This is a genomic window from Paenibacillus sp. FSL R5-0517 (assembly GCF_037974355.1).
Classification (GTDB): Bacteria; Bacillota; Bacilli; order Paenibacillales; family Paenibacillaceae; genus Paenibacillus.
In genome coordinates this window covers 4,565,106-4,584,165 of sequence record NZ_CP150235.1, presented here as the reverse complement: position 1 = coordinate 4,584,165, position 19,060 = coordinate 4,565,106, and the positions used below count along the sequence as shown (strand labels likewise).

Genomic DNA, 19,060 nt, shown 5'->3' with positions numbered 1-19,060 from the left:
CTGCAATCACTGGCAAGTTGCTGTCCGAAGGGTTACACTATAGGACGTGGAAATATAGAACCGAACTGAAGGTGGAATGATCATCATGGAAACAACCCAACGTAAACGAGTTGCAATTATCGGCCTCGGCGATATTGCACGTAAAGTATATTTGCCGCTGTTAACCGCTCATCCGAACGTGGAGATTGTAGGCATTATGAACCGATCTCCGGAGCCGGTCAAAGCCGTTCAGGAGGCGTATCGATTAGAACGGGGAACAACGGATCTGAAAGAACTGTTGTCCTGGGACTTGGATGCGGTGTTTGTACATACAGCAACAGAAGCGCACTTTGACATTGTCATGCAATGTCTGGAACAGGGATTAGCCGTGTATGTAGACAAGCCGTTATCCTATACGCTTCGGGAGTCGGAAGAGATGACTGCTTTTGCCGAGGCACAAGGTCTGTTGCTGGCCGTGGGCTTCAACCGCAGATTCGCACCGATGTATCAAAAAGCGAAACAATGGATGGAGGGTGGAAAAGGCTTCGACTCCCTGACAGTGACCAAACATCGTACAGGCATTCAGGATCGTCCTGCGGCAGAAACGATCTATGATGATCTCATCCATCTGCTCGATCTGATGTTGTGGTACTCGAATCATAATGTGGAGCTGCTTCACCAATGGATTCGGAAGAATGATCTGGACCGATTACTGCATGCAACCGGAACGGCCAAGCTGGGTAGAACAGCCTACGGTCGATTCGATATGGTGCGTGAAGCTGGGGCAGATCTGGAGAAGGTCGAATTGCATGGTGGTGGGCGTTCTGCTGAAGTGGTGAACATGGACACGATTAGCTACTTGGAACAGGGGAGTCTGGAAACCAAAGAAGCGTTCGGGAGCTGGGACACCGTGTTAGCACGCAGAGGTTTTAGCGGAGCAGTTGATAATTTCCTGGCTTGTCTGGACTCGCCAGATGATTGCCTGATCAGTGCAAGTCATGTCATGGACAGTCATGAACTGGCTGAACAATTGATTCGCAAATAGTTAGAGAATACACTTACGGAGGATTACACGTCATGGATGAATATGAAAAGGAACGTAACAAGCAGATCGAGGAAGCGGTCATTGAAACCTATAAACAGGAAGAAGAGATGATGATCCTCGTATTTGCCCAGTGGTGTGTGAATAATGGTTTGGACCCGGAAGAGATGTACCGGCAAGCCTACCCGAATCAGCAGAGCAACGAGCGTTTGCAGCAGGTGCAGAAGCTGATTGTATCCAAGGAGGAAGCCGGTGAGATCCCGGATGATACGGTACTTGGCGTGTTGTCCATGTTTGGCAATGAAGATCTGGCGATGGTTGTATCCGAGGCCATAGCCGCGCGCAAATAAGTTCAACTTACGTATACTGGTATGATTACATCTGTTCCCGGTGAATGACGCGGAATTCCTTCGGGGACATGCCGAACCGGGAACGGAATACCCGATGGAAATAGGTATAGTTGTTGAAGCCGGAAGATTCGGACACTTGCTCCAGGGTCATTGGACTGAAAATAATCCGTTCCCTGGCCATGTTCAGCCGTACGTCAAGCGTGTATTGCATGATGCTTTTGCCAAATGCCTCTTTGAAGAGATGAACACCCCGTGAGACACTGATGCCAATGTGTGTTGCCACATCATCCAGCTTGAATAAAGAGGAAGCGTTTTCTTCAATGTAGTTCTTGATCTCATAAGCCACATAATTGGTATTGGTTATCGTTGGATGCTCCGCAAGCAGACGATCCACTTCGAGACATAAAATTCGCATATAATAACTTGAAATTTCAGGATAAGGATTAGAGATGCGGCGTTGCTCCAGCACGAGCTGTCGAAACAGGACTAAAAGACTTTCCGTCAGTTCGACTTTGATCCGTGTCGGCCGTTTGTGACGCTTCCACCACTCATCCACCCAGGAACCATTGAAGAAGATGTGATAGTCACCACTCTCCACCAGTCGTTCTCCCATCGGATTAATTTCATTGTCTATTCTCAGCTCATAGGGCTCATCAGGATCAAAAAGAAGCAGATCGCCCGCATCCACTAGGGACATGTCCCCGTCAATGCGTGCACGGCAACGTCCGTCTGTTTGCAGTCTTAACAGGTAGTTCTTGACCCCTTCAGGCTGCACCATAGCGTAGGGTTTACGATGAAATGAAAAGCCTGCTGTAAGAACTTGGCAGGATTGATCTGTCGACATGGGCATACTCCTTGCAATTTGAAAATTATGACCAGATAGTTCATGTTTCAATCATATTATTCATTTTAATTGAAGCTGAAACGGAATACCATAGTATTAGATTTAAGGAACAGGAAACATCCAACAAAACATATGTATCTCAACCATTCAAACGCAGATTTTCACCATGCGTAAGGAGATGAACGTCACAGTGGAGAAAATGAAAGCAGGCATCATCGGGTGTGGTAACATCAGCGCCATCTACCTGGAAAATCTCAAAAACAACCCGGTCATTGAAGTCGTGGCTGTTGCGGATTTGATTCGTGAACGCGCTCAGGAACGGGCAGATGAATTTAATATCGCAAACGTTTACAATGTAGATGAGTTGCTGCAAAATAACGAAATTGAACTTGTGTTGAACCTTACGGTTCCTGGCAGTCATGCCATGACCGATCTGGCTGCACTCGAAGCAGGCAAACATGTGTATGCCGAGAAGCCGCTGGCAATTTCGCTTGAGGATGGTCGCAAGGTTGTTGAACTGGCTGAAGAAAAGGGATTGTACGTGGGTTCTGCACCGGATACGTTCCTTGGTTCAGGCATTCAAACGGCTCGTAAAGCGATTGAGGATGGCCTGATCGGCAAGCCGATTGCAGCGACTTCATTCTTCATGGGTGGAGGACCGGAAGCTTGGCATCCTAATCCGGAGTTCTTTTATGTTGCAGGTGGTGGACCGATGTTTGATATGGGACCCTACTACCTGACCGCTCTGATTACGCTGCTTGGACCGATACGCAGAATTAGCGCCTCGGCAGGCATACAGATTGCAGATCGCAAGATCGGCTCCGGGCCGAAGGAAGGTACAGCGTTGCAAGTAGAGACGCCTACCCACTTGGCAGGAACCATTGATTTCGCAGAAGGTGCCATTGCGACCATGATTACCAGTTTCGATATTCGCGGAGCTTCGGATCTGCCACGTATTGAAATCTACGGTACAGAAGGTACGCTTAGCGTACCGGACCCCAACTATTTTAACGGGGAAGTGAAGGTTCGCAGATACGGTCAAGACACTTGGGAGACAGTCAAACCAGTCTTCGAAAGTGGACAAAACGAACGAGGCATCGGCGTAACCGAAATGGTTGAATCCATTCGTGCCGGACGCGAACACAAAGCCAGTGGCAAGCTCGCTTATCACGTACTGGAAGCTATGCATTCATTCCAGCGTTCTTCACTTGAAGGCAAGCACATACATCTGGAGAGCAGCTATGACGCTTTTGCAGTAACTCGCACAGTTCAAACTGAGATTGAAAGCGTGGAATCGCTCTAGTATGAGTAACAAGTGTTAACGCTTGATGCCCATACGAATGATGAAGAATAACCAGTATTCTTACGTTCAATTTCAGGATAGAAACACTCTCGATTTTCCACACTAAGCAAACAGGCATATGATTCTGAGCGGTAAATGTATACAGTTCAATTTTCATGAATTCAGCAATTATTCGATATCTAATCCAGGGAGGAATCGCACTTGAAACTCGGCGTATTTTTGGTACTATTCGGAGGACGTAAATTGGAGGATGCTCTTGATTATGTAGCATCCAAGGGATTAAAAGCAGTAGAGATCGGAACAGGCGGACATCCAGGCAATGCACATTGTAAGCCGGATGAATTGTTAAGCAATCCTACGGCACTTAAAAACTTCAAAAATGCAGTGGAGTCACGTGGTTTGACAATTAGTGCACTGAGCTGTCACGGTAACCCGCTTCATCCGCAAAAGGATATTGCGAAGGGATTCCACGATGATTTTGTTAAAACGGTAGAACTGGCTGAGAAGCTGGAAGTGCCTGTAGTGAATACATTCTCCGGTTGTCCGGGAGACCATGAGGATGCCAAGTATCCGAACTGGCCTGTTGCACCATGGCCGAATGATTTCCAGGAGGTCCTGAAGTGGCAGTGGGAGAACAAAGTGATCCCGTATTGGACAGAGTGGGGTAAATTTGCAGCAGATCGTAACGTAAAAGTCGGATTGGAGCTGCACGGTGGATTCTCCGTTCATACACCAGCAACCTTGCTGAGACTGCGTGAGGCAGCAGGTGAAGTAATCGGAGCCAATCTGGACCCAAGTCACATGTGGTGGCAAGGTATTGATCCGGTTCAGGCCATTCACATCTTGGGCCGTGAAGGAGCCATCCATCACTTCCATGCCAAAGATACAACAATTGATCCGGTAAACGTGAACAAACACGGTGTAACGGATATGCAGGACTATACGAATATGCTGGATCGCGCTTGGCAGTTCCGCTCGGTCGGTTATGGACATGATAACAAGACATGGGCAGATATTATTAGTGCCTTGCGTCTGGTCGGTTATGATTACGTAGTAAGTATTGAACACGAGGACGGTCTGATGTCGGTTGAAGAAGGATTCTCTAAAGCCGTACAAAATCTCCAGCAAGTATTGATTGAAGAACCGCTGGGCGATATGTGGTGGGTTTAGAGCTACACTAGGGGGAAATTGAATATGATCAACGTCACCATTTGGAATGAATTTGTCCATGAGAAAATTCACGATGAAGTAAGGGAAGTCTACCCGGATGGTCTGCATCGAGCACTGGCTGACGGACTTGGCGGCGAAGGCTTTGCTATTCGTACGGCTACACTGGATCAGCCTGAACACGGTTTGACTGATGAAGTGCTGAATTCCACAGATGTGCTTATATGGTGGGGACATATGGCACATGATCGTGTAAGCGATGAGATCTCACAGAAAGTTGCACAGCGAGTGCTGAACGGGATGGGAATGATTGTGCTCCATTCAGGTCATTTCTCCAAACCATTCAAAGCGCTGATGGGAACCAGCTGCGATCTGAAATGGCGTGTAGCTGACGAGCAGGAAATTGTGTGGTGTGTTAATCCATCTCATCCGATTGCAGATGGCATTGAAGGCAAGATTGTATTGGAAAAAGAAGAGATGTACGGTGAATTCTTCGATATTCCAGTACCGGATGAACTGGTGTTTGTAAGTAACTTCCAGGGTGGGGAAGTATTCCGGAGCGGATGTACGTTCCGGCGTGGTGAAGGTAAAATCTTTTATTTCCGACCAGGTCATGAGACGTATCCGACCTATTACAAACCGGAAATATTGCGAGTAATCAGTAACGCAGTAAAATGGGCATATCCTGCCCGCAGCTTTAAGCCGGAATTTGGCAAGAGCGAACCTGTAAGACCATTTGGTGGCGTGCTGGTTTAATTCACAATTTCTTTATTCCTAGAAAGGAATCAAAAAATCTGGGATAACATATCCATACCAAGGAACCCTTCTGCAAGTCGATGATGACTGTGGCAGTTGGGTTCCTTTTGGGTAAGATAGTATTATGGGGAAGTTATACGATATTTCCCATGGTTACGAGACGGGCTGTAAGGTATACTGGGATATAACAAGTAATACTTCTAAAATTTAAACTTTTTAGGGGCAGACGTTTTCTTTAATGCTTAAATATGTTATTATGAAATATACTAACAAAATGTAAGTTGAGTGATCTCTAAAGAGGTGATTAATGTGGAAGGTCAAGACTTGCGGATGTGTCCGCGTTTTGAGACGGCGTTTTCCTTTTTGGGCAAGCGCTGGAATGGTTTAATTATTCAAACGTTGATGAGTGGTTCGAAGCGATTCAAGGATATCTCCAATCTGATTCCATCCATGAGTGATAAGATGTTATCCGAACGGATGAAAGATCTGGAGGGTGAAGGTATTCTGGTTCGTCACGTCTATCCTGAGACGCCGGTTCGTATTGAATATGAACTGACGGATAAAGGTAGAGCGCTCCAGCCTGTCATGAATCAAATTCAAGACTGGGCTGAGAAGTGGGTTGACTAACGTCTAAGCAACATCACCCACTTTCGTTGCATGAATGACTTAGACTCCTGATTTCTGTGGAAATCAGGGGTTTTTGTCTTAAAAATAACGTGGATCGGCGTTTTTCTCTTGGGCGTTGCACATGTTGTCATGAGTTGTAGTATAATCTATAGAAAATGGCCACAGACGGCCGGAGCGAAGGAGGCCCACTTGTCATGAGAGAAGAAAGCTTATCCCGTGAAGTACGCTACGGCAAGAAAGATATTGCAGAACTTGAGAGCGCATCCATTCAGGTCCATCTAATATACAAAAAAGCTGCAGAGTTATTTAAGCGCACAGCATACTCCCGTTCGGTTAAAGATGATCTAACCGAAGTGAATACACATTCTGTGAACAGCGATGGCCCGAGATTAGCTCCGGCTGTGCTGCAAAAATGGATTCAAACGTCCAGGGGCTGGAAGTGTATCGGATGTGAACTGAGACAACCTGATTTAACGATGTCTCAGATGGAAGAAACAATCGATGAAAAGCAGTTGCTTCTGGATATCGGAGAAGGTCGGTTGGTTCACGCAGAAATGCTGATTCAGGCGGTTGTCTGGTCTCAATATGAGAAGATTCGAATGTTTGCACCTTGGCTTGGGGATGACGCCTTCTATAGCGTTCAGGAACTGGATGTCATTGCCCGTTATATTGTGCCTACCTATTTCTCTGAACGGCCTTTGCATGAGCAAGGCAAGGTGTTCAAGATACATCAACAATATGGGCAGATTCCGTTATATCAGGAGTATGTAGACGCACCTTCATGTTGCGTGCAGGTGGACGGAGGCTTGCTTGAAGGGCGATTGCTGACAGGTGTATATGTGTCTGAAGAACAGTTCTTCGGACTTAATCCATATCTGAAAGATGGAGATGGGGGACGGACATACATGCAGGCTAGTGTGCAGTAACAGCAGAACCAATGAAATCGAGAAAATGATTCAGATTGGAGAGCCTGTGTGCAGGCTCTCTTTCTTGTACAAGCCTTATTTGGAGAGGCACTCCATTAAAAGTAACGGCTTTGACACTTTTTTTTGCTGAAGGTTGTGCCATAATAGAGGTTATGGACAACAGGGTGAATGATTTTACGCAGGGTGGTGTTACCTACATGATGAAGAAAATCCCCGGTTACATAGGTGTATGTTTGCTCTTACTGACGATCTTGGCTGGTTGTAGTGAGACACAGCCTTCTGAACAGCCAATTGTCAAAGAGACAGAAACAGCGAATACGATTACAGTGGCTGTAGATGGCAGTACGTTTTTGCCTGATGCAACCAAGTCCATTAAGCGAGATTTTAGCGAGGGTTTGACACTCAAAAAGGCATTACTCAATAGCGGACTGGTTGATTTTACGGCAGATGGCAAACGGATACAATCCGTTGGTGAAGTTTCTCTGGATTCTTCGCTTAGCTGGGCTGTCAAATTGAATGGCAAGGACATTGAACAGGAAGATTGGGACATGGAGCTTCATGCCAAAGATGAAGTGATCATTTACGTGAAAGCCGCTGACAGTGGGGGGGATGGCGTTGCATATCAGACAACGTTACTCAAGGTGAGCGGTGGAAACATTATGCCAACCCTCAATCGTCAATATGCCGGAGTCTACGTTCAAGAGTGTACCGTTCGCGATGTGTTGAAGTCCAGCGGAATTGTAAGAATGTCAGAGAATAACAAATTCGTCGTTTCGGTCGAAAATGTCACACCCCGAATGAATGAGCGGTGGGTCATTATGGTGAACGACAAAGAACTAATGGAAAATGGTTTGGACATGAAATTGAATCCACGTGATGCGGTGAAGCTTGAATTGACCAATGCATCCTAAGCATACCAAGAAGCCCAATCTCTATTTAGGAGAAATGGGCTTTTTTCATTAAAATTATAAGCAACATTCGATTAGCATAGTCAATTATTAAATACGACAGATCTCGTTCGGGCAAAGTTCACAGTGACAGATCCCTTGCAGCATCTTCAGATCTTTGATGACGATCATGCCATTGTCATATTCGATCGCATCTTTCTTGCGCAGATCGCTTAACATGCGGTTTACACTTTCACGGGTAGCTCCAATCATATTGGACAGGTCCGTGTGGGTAATTTTTTTATGAATAATGACATGCTCTCCATGAGGCTCACCATACGAATTCGACAATCGAATGAGGGTGGAGCAAAGCGCACCTGGTTTGCCATATAACATGAGATCCCGGAACTTCGTCTGTGTCAACCGGTGGTGGATGCCCATCCATTTCATAAAGTCGATCGCGAAGTCACAATGCTGGCAGATTAGCATCTCCAGGTCCTTATGCTCCAGTACACCGATCTCACTATCCTCCAGTACTTCCGCTGAGAAGGTGTGTTTCGAGCCGAAGAAGGGATCAGCCTGCCCAATCATATCACCGGACTGATACATGTACATGATTAGTTCCTTGCCTTCATCCGTGGATTTGGTGATCTGGGCACGGCCCCGTTTCATATAATAAAGTTTGTCAGAGACGTCTCCTTCCCAGTACAGATGTGTACCTTCCGGATAGGTTCTATCTTTCATGGTAACCAGCAGATGGTTGAAATTCGCTTCCGAGAAACAGTTCGTATTGCCGCGTTTTTCCAGTACAGTTGTTAGTTCTAACATAAGTCTATCTCCCCTTTGTGTCCGTCGGATGGACTCCTGTAGCTTGCAGTAGCCTCCGAGGTTTGCCGCAAACCGTTGCCGTCCTGATCAGGGTCATCTCGGCCGGGAGGAAGGACGGTACAAATTGCGGTGGTTCAATTTTTAAGTTCAGTATATACCTAATCTTACCGTTTGAGGGGGAAGGAAAGGGGGCAAAAATGACGAAATTTCAAACATTGTGATTAAATTCACTTTTATTGGAGAACATGATTTTTACAGCCCTATACTTTAAATAGGAAGTGAAAATGGTTGGATGAAGGACACTACAAAACTTAAATTAAATTTGTTATACTTTGTGAAAAAAATCACATAATTAAGTTTATGGTCATGTTACGATGTGAATGTAAAGAAGAGAGACAAACCAATACGAACCTTTAGGAGGATGAGGGAGATGGCTGTAAAGAACGAGGTCGCCCCAGCAAAAGAACCGACAGCAGGTCAGTATATTCAAACGTTAATCGACAAAGCGAATAAAGCACACGCCGCATTCATGAAGATGGATCAGATGCAGATTGACCGGATTGTGCAAGCGATGGCGCTTGCGGGTCTGGATAAACACATGATGCTCGCCAAGATGGCCGTAGAAGAAACAGGCCGCGGAGTATATGAGGATAAAATCACCAAAAATATATTTGCAACAGAATATGTCTACCACAGCATCAAGTATGACAAAACCGTAGGTGTAATTGAAGATAACGAGTATGAGAGCTTCCAGAAAATCGCGGAGCCGGTCGGTATTATTATGGGGATTACACCCGTCACGAATCCAACATCAACAACGATGTTTAAAGCACTGATCTCCATCAAGACGCGTAACCCGATTATCTTTGGTTTCCACCCATCTGCACAGAATTGTAGCCGCGAAGCTGCCAAAATCCTGCGGGATGCAGCGGTGAAGCATGGTGCTCCAGCAGATTGTATCCAATGGATTGATGATCCTTCCATGGATCGTACGAACGAACTGATGAATCACAATGATGTGGCTCTCATTCTGGCAACAGGCGGATCAGGCATGGTACGTGCAGCGTACAGCTGTGGTAAACCCGCACTGGGCGTAGGACCGGGTAACGTTCCTTGCTTTATCGAGAAAAGCGCGGATATCAATCAAGCAGTGACGGATTTGATCCTGTCCAAGTCCTTCGACAACGGCATGATCTGTGCTTCCGAGCAAGCGGTCATCATTGAAGAACCGATCTTTGATCAAGTGAAGAAAAAAATGATCGCGAATGGCTGTTACTTTGTTAACAAAGATGAAGCAGCAAAATTGACAGCAGGTGCAATTAATGCCGAGAAATGTGCGGTGAACCCGGCGATTGTGGGTCAATCTGCGGTGAGCATTGCGAAGTTGTGCGGAATTGAAGTTCCTGCAGGCACCAAAATTCTTGTAGCCGAGATTGAAGGGGTAGGTACCAAATTCCCATTGTCGGCAGAGAAATTAAGTCCGGTACTCGCTTGTTACAAAGTCAAAACAGCAGCAGAGGGCATTGAGCGTGCAGCAGAAGTGGTTGCTTTTGGCGGCATGGGGCACTCCTCGGTGATCCACTCCACAAATGAAGAAGTGATTGGCAAATTCGCAGATCGTCTGCAAACTGGACGGATCATTGTGAATTCACCATCTACACATGGTGCCATCGGGGATATCTACAACACGAATATGCCATCATTGACACTGGGATGCGGATCATATGGACGTAACTCGACTTCTTCCAACGTAACCGCTGTGAACTTAATCAATGTGAAAAGGGTGGCTCGCCGTACCGTGAATATGCAATGGTTCAAAGTGCCGAACAAAGTCTACTTCGAAAAAGGGGCAACACAGTATCTTGCCAAAATGCCTGACATCACACGTGTGGCGATTATTACGGATGCCATGATGGTGAAACTGGGATATGTTGAAAAGGTAGAACACTATCTGCGTCAACGCCAAATGCCGGTAGCAATCGAAGTATTCTCTGATGTGGAGCCAGATCCATCCACAACAACGGTAGATCGCGGAACCGAAATGATGCGCCGCTTCCAGCCAGATTGCATTATCGCACTCGGCGGGGGATCACCGATGGATGCTGCGAAAGCCATGTGGTTGTTCTATGAATATCCGGACACGGACTTTAACGATCTGAAACAAAAATTCATGGATATCCGCAAACGGATCTATAAATATCCACGTCTCGGCGTAAAAGCGAAATTTGTAGCGATTCCAACGACATCCGGTACAGGTTCTGAAGTAACATCGTTCGCGGTTATCACAGATAAAAATCAAGGGAATACTAAATATCCATTGGCCGACTATGAGCTGACACCAGACGTAGCGATTGTCGATCCGGAATTCGTATACTCTCTGCCTAGAACAGCCGTTGCAGATACAGGTATGGACGTACTGACTCATGCGATTGAAGCTTATGTGTCTGTCATGGCGAATGATTACACGGATGGCCTTGCGATCAAAGCGATTCAACTGGTATTCCAATACCTGGAGCAATCGGCACTGCAAGGTGATAAACTGGCACGTGAGAAAATGCATAATGCCTCCACCATTGCCGGTATGGCTTTTGCCAACGCATTCCTGGGCATTAACCACAGCTTGGCGCACAAATGGGGCGGTCAGTACCACACCGCACACGGACGCACCAATGCAATTCTGATGCCACACGTTATTCGTTACAACGCGAAAAAACCGACCAAATTTGCATCGTTCCCGAAATATTCGCACTTTGTAGCGGATGAGCGGTATGCCGAAATTGCCCGGATTCTGGGACTGCCTGCACGTACGACAGAAGAAGGCGTAACCAGTCTTATTAATGCCATTCGTAAACTGAACAAAACATTGGGCATTGAAGAATCGTTCCAAGAAATCGGATTTGATGCTAAAGACTTCGAAGCACATGTAGATTATCTGGCAGACCGTGCCTTTGAAGACCAATGCACAACCGCCAATCCGAAGTTGCCGCTGGTAACTGAACTGGCTGATGTATACCGCAACGCTTTCTACGGAAAGTTTGAATAACAAATCTAGAACGAAGCGTGCCTTACGGCAAAAAAAGATCAGGGTTCCCCGAGAGGGGAGCCCCGATTGCCGTCTTTATAGAGGTTACACGAAGTTAAGTGAGCAAGTGAGACACTAACACGATGACGAACAGAGCAGAACGGGCAGAAAAACAGAAGAGTGAAGCACCTGTTTTTCAGGGTATATTCTAAGATTTGATTTGCTCCAGCATAGAAGAGCAAAAGGGTTCTAAAGAGGTTACACGGAATCCGTGATGTGGCCGTTTGAACTATTCCCTTTACACAACAACAGAGGGGCAGAACAAACCTAAAAAGCGAAGCATGCGTCTTTAAAATAAATTTTGAACTTTGTTGTTTTATCAGTTGAACTACACATGTACACGATAACGGAGAGGAGAGAAAAAACCTGAAGAAGCGGAGCGTTCGCCTTTATCAACGGATTTTCACCTTTGAAAAAGTGATCAAAAAATCCGGGGATAACAGCGATCGGAAGGTTATTCTCTACTTGCAGTGGCCAGTGTACACCACCTAATGTTCATTCGCTTTTTCAGTAAATTTAAATAGTGAGCAGCGATTGGAAGGTTGTTCTGCCCGCGCAGTGGCTATGTGTGAATTTACAGGGTTCAATAGGACATAGCGCAGGTGGAGTGAGTTAGTTCACTGACTTTGTGACAAAAATCACAGATGATGAAAGCCTCAAGACGTATACTGAAAATGTAAGAAAAACATTCATCCCGCGGTTCCGGTTCCCAAGTAGAGAGAACATGATCCGGTTTATGTGAAACAATTCACATTAATCGCGGCTCTGGGCACACAATGCTACGAATGAAGCAAGATGTTATGTGTCCAGAAATCCAAATTAGTGGAGGGATTAAGATGTCGGTGATTGAAAAAGATGTCAAACAACAAACAGGCTGGAGAAACTTTACCAAAGGAACATGGACCAAATCCGTAGATGTGAATGATTTTCTGGCACACAACTTGACTCCGTATTACGGTGATGAAGCATTCCTAGCAGGTGCAACCCAGAATACCAAAGAATTGTGGGAGATCGTATCTGATTTGACCAAAAAAGAACGGGATAACGGCGGTGTACTTGATGTTGATGTGAACACACCAGCGACAATTGTTTCTCATCAACCAGGTTATCTGGATCAGTCCAAAGAACAGATTGTCGGCGTTCAGACGGATGCTCCATTCAGACGTTCCATTCAACCAACAGGCGGAATCCGGATGATGATTGATGCATGTGAAGCATATGGCTTCGAATTGCCTCAAGGCGTCATTGATATATTTACAAACATTCGCAAAACACATAACCAGGGTGTATTCGATGCTTATACTTCGGATATGCGTGCAGCGCGTAAAGCAGGGATTATTACAGGTCTGCCAGATGCTTACGGCCGTGGCCGGATCATCGGAGACTATCGTCGTGTAGCTTTGTACGGAGTAGACTTCCTGATCCGTAACAAAAAAGGCGAATTGAACGCACTCGAAGTTGATGTTATTGATGAAGATGTCATTCGTCTGCGGGAAGAATTGTCTGAGCAGATTCGTGCATTGCAAGAATTGAAACAATTGGGTGATATGCACGGGTTCGATATTTCCTTGCCAGCGACTACTGCAAAAGAAGCGTTCCAATGGTTGTACTTCGGTTATCTCGCTGCCATCAAAGAGCAGAACGGTGCTGCGATGTCTCTGGGACGTGTATCTTCTTTCCTGGATATCTACATTGAACGTGACCTGCAAGAAGGCATTCTGTCCGAAGAACAGGCTCAGGAACTCGTTGACCATTTCGTAATGAAACTGCGGATTGTCAAATTCCTGCGTACACCGGATTACAACGAACTGTTCAGTGGAGATCCAACATGGGTGACGGAGTCCATCGGCGGTATGTCAGTGAATGGTGAAACACGCGTAACGAAAAACAGCTTCCGTTTCCTGCATACCCTGCACAACCTGGGTCCTGCACCAGAACCGAACCTGACTGTACTATGGTCCACGAAGCTTCCAGAAGCTTTCAAAGATTATTGCAGCAAAGTATCCATTGAAACCAGTTCAATCCAGTATGAAAATGATGACCTGATGCGTCCAATCTATGGTGACGATTACGGTATTGCATGCTGTGTATCGGCGATGAAGATCGGGAAACAAATGCAATTCTTCGGCGCTCGTGCCAACTTGGCAAAAGCTCTCCTGTATGCGATCAACGGTGGTCGTGACGAGAAATCCGGAGCACAGGTCGGACCGGAGTATCCTGCCATTACCAGTGAAGTGCTGGATTACAATGAGGTCATGAAACGCTTCAAACCAATGATGGAGTGGCTCGCGAAGCTGTATATGAATACCCTCAACGTCATTCACTACATGCACGATAAATACAGCTATGAGCGTATCGAAATGGCATTGCATGACCGTGACATTGTACGTACGATGGCTTGTGGTATCGCGGGTCTCTCGGTTACAGCAGATTCACTGAGTGCCATCAAATATGCCAAAGTAAAACCAATCCGTAACGAACAAGGCATCGCTGTTGATTTCGAAATCGAAGGCGACTTCCCTTGTTACGGTAACAATGAAGATAGCGTGGACAGCATTGCTGTTGAACTGGTTGAGAGCTTCATGGGCATGATTCGTAAGCACAAAGCATACCGTAACGCAATACCAACACAATCCGTTCTGACGATCACTTCCAACGTGGTATATGGTAAGAAAACAGGGACTACACCGGACGGTCGTAAAGCAGGTGAACCATTTGCTCCAGGTGCGAACCCAATGCATGGTCGTGACAAAAAAGGTGCCCTGGCTTCCCTTGGCTCTGTAGCCAAATTGCCTTATGAACACAGTCTTGACGGGATTTCCAATACCTTCTCCATCGTGCCAAAAGCATTGGGTAAAGAGGAGACTACACGTAAATCCAATCTCACTGCGATGATGGATGGCTACTTTGGTCAAAACGCTCATCATCTGAACGTTAACGTATTTGATCGTCAGCAACTGATTGATGCGATGGATCACCCGGAAAACTATCCGCAACTGACAGTACGGGTATCCGGATATGCGGTTAACTTCATTAAACTGACTCGTGAACAACAGTTGGATGTCATCAACCGTACGTTCCATGGCTCGATGTAAGTAATATGCAAGTAGAAGACCGCTAGAGCAAGACATTCCAACTCATATTAAACGCACAGCGGATGCGGATACAGAAAGGAAGAGGCAGCATGGTTAACGGACATATTCATTCACTCGAAACTTTCGGGACGGTTGACGGCCCAGGCATCCGCTTCGTGCTTTTTATGCAAGGATGTCTACTCAAGTGTCAGTATTGCCATAACCCTGATACATGGGCGCTGGATGGTGGAAAAGAAATGACACTTGAGGAGGTACTGGCTGAAATTGAGCCATATCTATCCTATTACCGCAGCTCCGGAGGCGGACTCACGATATCTGGCGGAGAACCAACGTTGCAGGCCCACTTTGTAGGCGAAATTTTCAAAGAAGTGAAACGTCGCTGGGGATTGCATACGACACTGGACAGCAACGGATTTAACGAACCGGAACGGATTCACGATCTGCTCGATAACACAGACCTGGTTCTGCTGGATCTCAAGCATATTGATGACGAGAAACATATCAAGCTGACAGGCAAATCCAACGAGAGAACATTGAAAACGGCCAAGTGGTTATCGGAGCAAGGTCGGAAAATGTGGATACGCCACGTGTATGTGCCTGGCATTCATAACGAGGAAGAGGATCTGCTTAACCTCGGACGGTTTATTGGAACATTAAATGGCGTCGAGAAGTTCGAAATTCTTCCATACCATCAGATGGGGATCTACAAATGGGAAGCACTCGGCAAAATATATCCACTGGATGGCGTTCCTTCACCAAGTGAAGAAGAAGTGGAGCGGGCGTATCGCCTCATCGAACAAGGTCGCCAGGAAACGGCTGGCGTGGCTTGTTCCGATAAGTGATCAACATTTATATATAACGTAAAAACCAAGAGCCAAGCAGCCCTTGCGAGTATACTTCGCAGGGGCTGTTTTTTGTCCAGTGAAGGATTTTATCCCTCCATTGATGAATTGTCATCCTTACGATGTAAGCTCCGGCTTTTTATAATCAGAGTGTAAAGCCAAATGCTCAATATCTTGAGGAGGGTCAACCCGATGAAAAAAAGAATGACATTGCTGCTTTCATTATTGCTTATCACTTCATGGACTTTGGCGGGATGTGCAAGCTCAAGTAACGAGCCACAGCAAGGCGCAGGCAATACACCTGTGGAGGAAACAAGTAAGGAACCGGTTGAGATGCTCCTTCGCCACACGCAGGTGGGGGCTGACAAACAGAAACGATTGGCCATTCTGCAGGACGTTGTGGACAAAGTGGAGGGTGAGATACCCAATCTGACCTTTACGCTGGATGGTGTCGAATCCGATGTGAATCGCAAGGAGAAGCTTCGCGGGGAGATGGCGGCAGGTAACCCGCCGGATATATTTGAACTGTTCGGCAGTCCGGATTCCAAAGTGTATGCCAAGGAAGGTATGCTGCTTGATCTGACTCCAATCCTTCAAGAGTTGGGCATCCAGGACCAGTTTACATCCCTTGAGCCATTTACGTATGAAGACAAAGTGTATGGACTGCCGATTGGCGGTTCGGGCGAAGGTTTTTTCTATAATAAAGAGTACTTTGAACAAAAAGGATGGAAAGCTCCAACCACCATGGTTGAACTGGACAACATGTTGGCCGAGATTAAGGCTGATGGCAAAGTGCCGCTTGCTTCTGCATCCAAGGCAGGCTGGGTTCCGCTTATGTTAACCAACCACCTGTGGTCCCGCTATGCCGGGCCGGAGATTACCGCAAAGTTTGCAACAGGTGAAGCGAAGTGGACCGATCCGGGTGTTGTCCAAGGTTTTGCCAAACATAAGGAATGGGTTGATAAGGGTTATTTCAAAAAAGGTGAACTGGGCTTCGAATATGCCGAATACACCACGCAATTTACCAGCGGAGAAGCGGTATTAATGTATGACGGAACATGGAAATCATCTGTATTCAAGGAAGGCCAGAGCGGGGAATCGCTCATTGGCAAGGTTGGATTCTTTAATATGCCTCCGGTAGAGAACGGAGCAGGTGATCAGACGTCCTTGATGCGGGATGTGAACAATGGATATGGATTCTCGGCAGCCGTGGCGGATGATCCGCAGAAGCTGGAAGCCGTTAAAGCTTTTATCAAAAATTTCTACAATGAAGATATGCAGGTTCGCGGCCTTGTGGAAGATGGTGTATTGCCTGCCATGAAGCTGGATGAAAAAGTGTTAACCGATAGCATTACCGATGATCTGATGAAAGAAATTGTGGCCGTGCTTAATGCGTCCAAGACGTCGTTCCCGGCATTTGATGCACTCGTTCAGGCTGATGTGACGACAGAGATCAGTAATCTGCAGATTCAGAAGTTGATTGGTGGGCAGACTACGCCAGAGAAAATGGCAGAAGAACTGCAAAAGGTACAGGAGGAAGCAAACGCTTCAGTGGAATAAATCAATCCAAGTTGAAACTGCGACCGTTGAAGTGACTTAAGGAGGCTGACCATGAATACTTCACTCCGCAGCCCGTTAATCTATACGCTGTTTGTAATGCCAGCCCTGATTCTGTTTATCATGTTCTTTCTATATCCTATTGGCAGCTCCTTATATTACAGTCTGACGAGTTGGAATGGGGTTTCCGCTGAGCCACGTTTTGTGGGCTTATCCAACTATGTGAAGGCACTGACCGATGAACGATTTTGGATTTCCACACGGAATAACGGCTTTTTCATCGGATTTTCGGTACTGATTCAGGTACCTCTAATCGTCCTGTTTTCGCTACTGATTGCCAATGTGAAAAGGCTGAAAGGTCTGTATAAAACAGCTGTTTTTTTACCATCCATTATGTCGACAGCCGTGATCGGTATCTTATGGGGGTTCATCTATGAGCCCAACATCGGATTATTAAACAAAATGCTTCATGTGCTGGGCATCGATCCAATCTACTGGTTATCCGATAACCGATTTGCCATGTTGTCCATTTTGGTTACCAATGCCTGGCAGTGGACGGGATTTTACATTGTCATGGTACTGGCTGCCATACTGGCGATTCCCCGTGATTTGGATGAAGCAGCTGCAATCGATGGTGCAACGGCGGTACAACGTGCAATGCGGATAACACTGCCGCTGATTCGTCCGATCATTTCCGTCGTTATCATGTTGTCCATTGCAGGAGCTATGAAAGCAGCTGACATCGTGATTGTCATGACCAAAGGTGGGCCCGCTGGGTCCACCGAGGTTCTGGCGACATACATGATCAAATATGCGATTACCAATTTCAAATATGGTTATGGCAATACCATTGCGGTACTGATCTTTGCTCTGACGCTTGTGCTTACTGCGATGTATCAACTGCTGGTGGCGAGAAAGAGCGAGAAGGTGGAATATTGATGGCGAAAAACATAAAAAGTAGTATACCTCATGTGTTGTTAATGTTGTATTTAATCGCGATTTTGTTTCCCTTTTTATTTGTGATTTTCTCGTCCTTCAAGCAGGATAACAATGAAATTGCCTTGAATCCGTTCGGTCTGCCGACAACATGGGAGTTTAACAATTATGTGGAGGCCTGGGTGAATGCGAAGATTGGCACGTATTTCTGGAACAGCCTATACATCTCAATTCTGTCTTCGGCGTGTACAATTGCACTCGGTGCGATGTTTGCTTTTGCCGTAACCCGGATGAGACACCGGAAATGGAGTCTATTTCTGTACAGCTTGATTCTGGCGGGCATGCTTATTCCCAACAATGCACTCATGCTGCCGATTTATCTGCTTGTACGCAAAATGGGCATATTGGATACACATCTGGCATTGATCGTTCCCTATGTGGCGAATGCGATTCCCTTTACCATTATTATACTGGCGGCTTTTATGCGATCTCTGCCTGGTGAAATTGAGGAAGCAGCGGTTATGGACGGCTTGAGGGCTCCGGGTATCTTTGCTAAAATAGTGATACCTCTTACGGTTCCGGCTATTGTTACCGTTTTTATCGTTAATTTCCTCGGGAACTGGAACGAATTTTTACTCGCCAACTATTTCTTATCCACCGATAAATTGCGCACGCTGCCCGTGGGTATGGTCCAGTTTCGGGATCAATATCAGATGAACTATGCTCAGATGTCGGCAGGTATTGTATACAGTGTTGTACCTGTACTTGTGATCTACGCCATACTCCAGGAGAAAATTATAGAAGGAGTAACTGCAGGCGGTGTCAAAGGTTAATACCAT

Annotated in this window: 16 protein-coding genes; 14 read left to right on the top strand and 2 right to left on the bottom strand. The window is 46.2% G+C overall.

Translation table 11 applies throughout. The features are described from left to right. Positions 1-85: 85 nt before the first annotated feature. Positions 86-1,024, top strand: a complete 939-nt coding sequence (locus MKX40_RS20380; protein ID WP_339235564.1) for a Gfo/Idh/MocA family oxidoreductase — start codon at positions 86-88, stop codon at positions 1,022-1,024. A gap of 32 nt (positions 1,025-1,056) precedes the next feature. After that, positions 1,057-1,371 (top strand): hypothetical protein, encoded by a 315-nt coding sequence (locus tag MKX40_RS20375; RefSeq protein WP_091028755.1) that lies wholly within the window; start codon positions 1,057-1,059, stop codon positions 1,369-1,371. Positions 1,372-1,396: 25 nt separating this feature from the next. On the opposite strand, the gene MKX40_RS20370 is transcribed toward MKX40_RS20375, so the two are convergent. Further along, entirely contained in the window at positions 1,397-2,215 is an 819-nt protein-coding gene (locus MKX40_RS20370; RefSeq protein ID WP_339235562.1) for an AraC family transcriptional regulator, read from the bottom strand. 190 nt (positions 2,216-2,405) lie between these two features. Here MKX40_RS20370 and MKX40_RS20365 point away from each other — a divergent pair, with 190 nt between their 5' ends. The 6 genes from MKX40_RS20365 (at position 2,406) to MKX40_RS20340 (ending at position 7,905) form a co-directional block, all read left to right on the top strand. After that, a complete protein-coding gene (locus MKX40_RS20365) occupies positions 2,406-3,518 on the top strand; it encodes a Gfo/Idh/MocA family oxidoreductase (protein ID WP_339235559.1) in 1,113 nt (370 codons plus the stop codon). A gap of 201 nt (positions 3,519-3,719) precedes the next feature. Further along, positions 3,720-4,688, top strand: coding sequence for a sugar phosphate isomerase/epimerase (locus MKX40_RS20360; RefSeq protein WP_253438881.1), 969 nt, complete (start codon positions 3,720-3,722; stop codon positions 4,686-4,688). A 24-nt stretch (positions 4,689-4,712) separates the two neighbouring features. Beyond that, complete coding sequence (locus MKX40_RS20355) at positions 4,713-5,441, top strand: ThuA domain-containing protein (protein WP_339235555.1); 729 nt, start codon at positions 4,713-4,715, stop codon at positions 5,439-5,441. 330 nt (positions 5,442-5,771) lie between these two features. Next, a complete protein-coding gene (locus MKX40_RS20350; RefSeq protein WP_253442681.1) occupies positions 5,772-6,068 on the top strand; it encodes a helix-turn-helix domain-containing protein in 297 nt (98 codons plus the stop codon). 194 nt (positions 6,069-6,262) lie between these two features. Further along, positions 6,263-6,994, top strand: coding sequence for a hypothetical protein (locus MKX40_RS20345; RefSeq protein WP_339235553.1), 732 nt, complete (start codon positions 6,263-6,265; stop codon positions 6,992-6,994). Positions 6,995-7,191: 197 nt separating this feature from the next. Beyond that, positions 7,192-7,905: a hypothetical protein gene (locus MKX40_RS20340; RefSeq protein ID WP_339235550.1), complete on the top strand. Its 714-nt coding sequence runs from the start codon at positions 7,192-7,194 to the stop codon at positions 7,903-7,905. 87 nt (positions 7,906-7,992) lie between these two features. On the opposite strand, the gene MKX40_RS20335 is transcribed toward MKX40_RS20340, so the two are convergent. Next, positions 7,993-8,709: a Crp/Fnr family transcriptional regulator gene (locus MKX40_RS20335; protein ID WP_339235547.1), complete on the bottom strand. Its 717-nt coding sequence runs from the start codon at positions 8,707-8,709 to the stop codon at positions 7,993-7,995. Between the two features lie 430 nt (positions 8,710-9,139). Here MKX40_RS20335 and adhE point away from each other — a divergent pair, with 430 nt between their 5' ends. From adhE to MKX40_RS20305, 6 genes are all read left to right on the top strand, one after another. Then, positions 9,140-11,752, top strand: coding sequence for a bifunctional acetaldehyde-CoA/alcohol dehydrogenase (adhE, locus tag MKX40_RS20330; protein ID WP_339235545.1), 2,613 nt, complete (start codon positions 9,140-9,142; stop codon positions 11,750-11,752). 875 nt (positions 11,753-12,627) lie between these two features. After that, entirely contained in the window at positions 12,628-14,886 is a 2,259-nt protein-coding gene (gene pflB, locus MKX40_RS20325; RefSeq protein WP_339235542.1) for a formate C-acetyltransferase, read from the top strand. An 89-nt stretch (positions 14,887-14,975) separates the two neighbouring features. Continuing rightward, positions 14,976-15,728, top strand: coding sequence for a pyruvate formate-lyase-activating protein (pflA, locus tag MKX40_RS20320; RefSeq protein WP_339235540.1), 753 nt, complete (start codon positions 14,976-14,978; stop codon positions 15,726-15,728). A 192-nt stretch (positions 15,729-15,920) separates the two neighbouring features. Next, a complete protein-coding gene (locus MKX40_RS20315) occupies positions 15,921-17,288 on the top strand; it encodes an extracellular solute-binding protein (protein WP_339235537.1) in 1,368 nt (455 codons plus the stop codon). A gap of 51 nt (positions 17,289-17,339) precedes the next feature. Beyond that, complete coding sequence (locus tag MKX40_RS20310; RefSeq protein WP_339235535.1) at positions 17,340-18,224, top strand: sugar ABC transporter permease; 885 nt, start codon at positions 17,340-17,342, stop codon at positions 18,222-18,224. Further along, positions 18,224-19,054: a carbohydrate ABC transporter permease gene (locus MKX40_RS20305; protein WP_339235533.1), complete on the top strand. Its 831-nt coding sequence runs from the start codon at positions 18,224-18,226 to the stop codon at positions 19,052-19,054. Before MKX40_RS20310 ends, MKX40_RS20305 begins: the two co-directional genes overlap by 1 nt. The last annotated feature ends 6 nt before the right edge of the window (positions 19,055-19,060 follow it).

Coding starts and splice junctions, on each gene's coding strand:
- adhE (WP_339235545.1), top strand. CDS start 9,140: ATGGCTGTAAAGAACGAGGTCGCCCCAGCAAAAGAACCGACAGCAGGT.
- MKX40_RS20355 (WP_339235555.1), top strand. CDS start 4,713: ATGATCAACGTCACCATTTGGAATGAATTTGTCCATGAGAAAATTCAC.
- MKX40_RS20310 (WP_339235535.1), top strand. CDS start 17,340: ATGAATACTTCACTCCGCAGCCCGTTAATCTATACGCTGTTTGTAATG.
- MKX40_RS20305 (WP_339235533.1), top strand. CDS start 18,224: ATGGCGAAAAACATAAAAAGTAGTATACCTCATGTGTTGTTAATGTTG.
- MKX40_RS20350 (WP_253442681.1), top strand. CDS start 5,772: ATGTGTCCGCGTTTTGAGACGGCGTTTTCCTTTTTGGGCAAGCGCTGG.
- pflA (WP_339235540.1), top strand. CDS start 14,976: ATGGTTAACGGACATATTCATTCACTCGAAACTTTCGGGACGGTTGAC.
- MKX40_RS20380 (WP_339235564.1), top strand. CDS start 86: ATGGAAACAACCCAACGTAAACGAGTTGCAATTATCGGCCTCGGCGAT.
- MKX40_RS20340 (WP_339235550.1), top strand. CDS start 7,192: ATGATGAAGAAAATCCCCGGTTACATAGGTGTATGTTTGCTCTTACTG.
- MKX40_RS20375 (WP_091028755.1), top strand. CDS start 1,057: ATGGATGAATATGAAAAGGAACGTAACAAGCAGATCGAGGAAGCGGTC.
- MKX40_RS20315 (WP_339235537.1), top strand. CDS start 15,921: ATGAAAAAAAGAATGACATTGCTGCTTTCATTATTGCTTATCACTTCA.
- pflB (WP_339235542.1), top strand. CDS start 12,628: ATGTCGGTGATTGAAAAAGATGTCAAACAACAAACAGGCTGGAGAAAC.
- MKX40_RS20345 (WP_339235553.1), top strand. CDS start 6,263: ATGAGAGAAGAAAGCTTATCCCGTGAAGTACGCTACGGCAAGAAAGAT.
- MKX40_RS20335 (WP_339235547.1), bottom strand. CDS start 8,709: ATGTTAGAACTAACAACTGTACTGGAAAAACGCGGCAATACGAACTGT.
- MKX40_RS20370 (WP_339235562.1), bottom strand. CDS start 2,215: ATGTCGACAGATCAATCCTGCCAAGTTCTTACAGCAGGCTTTTCATTT.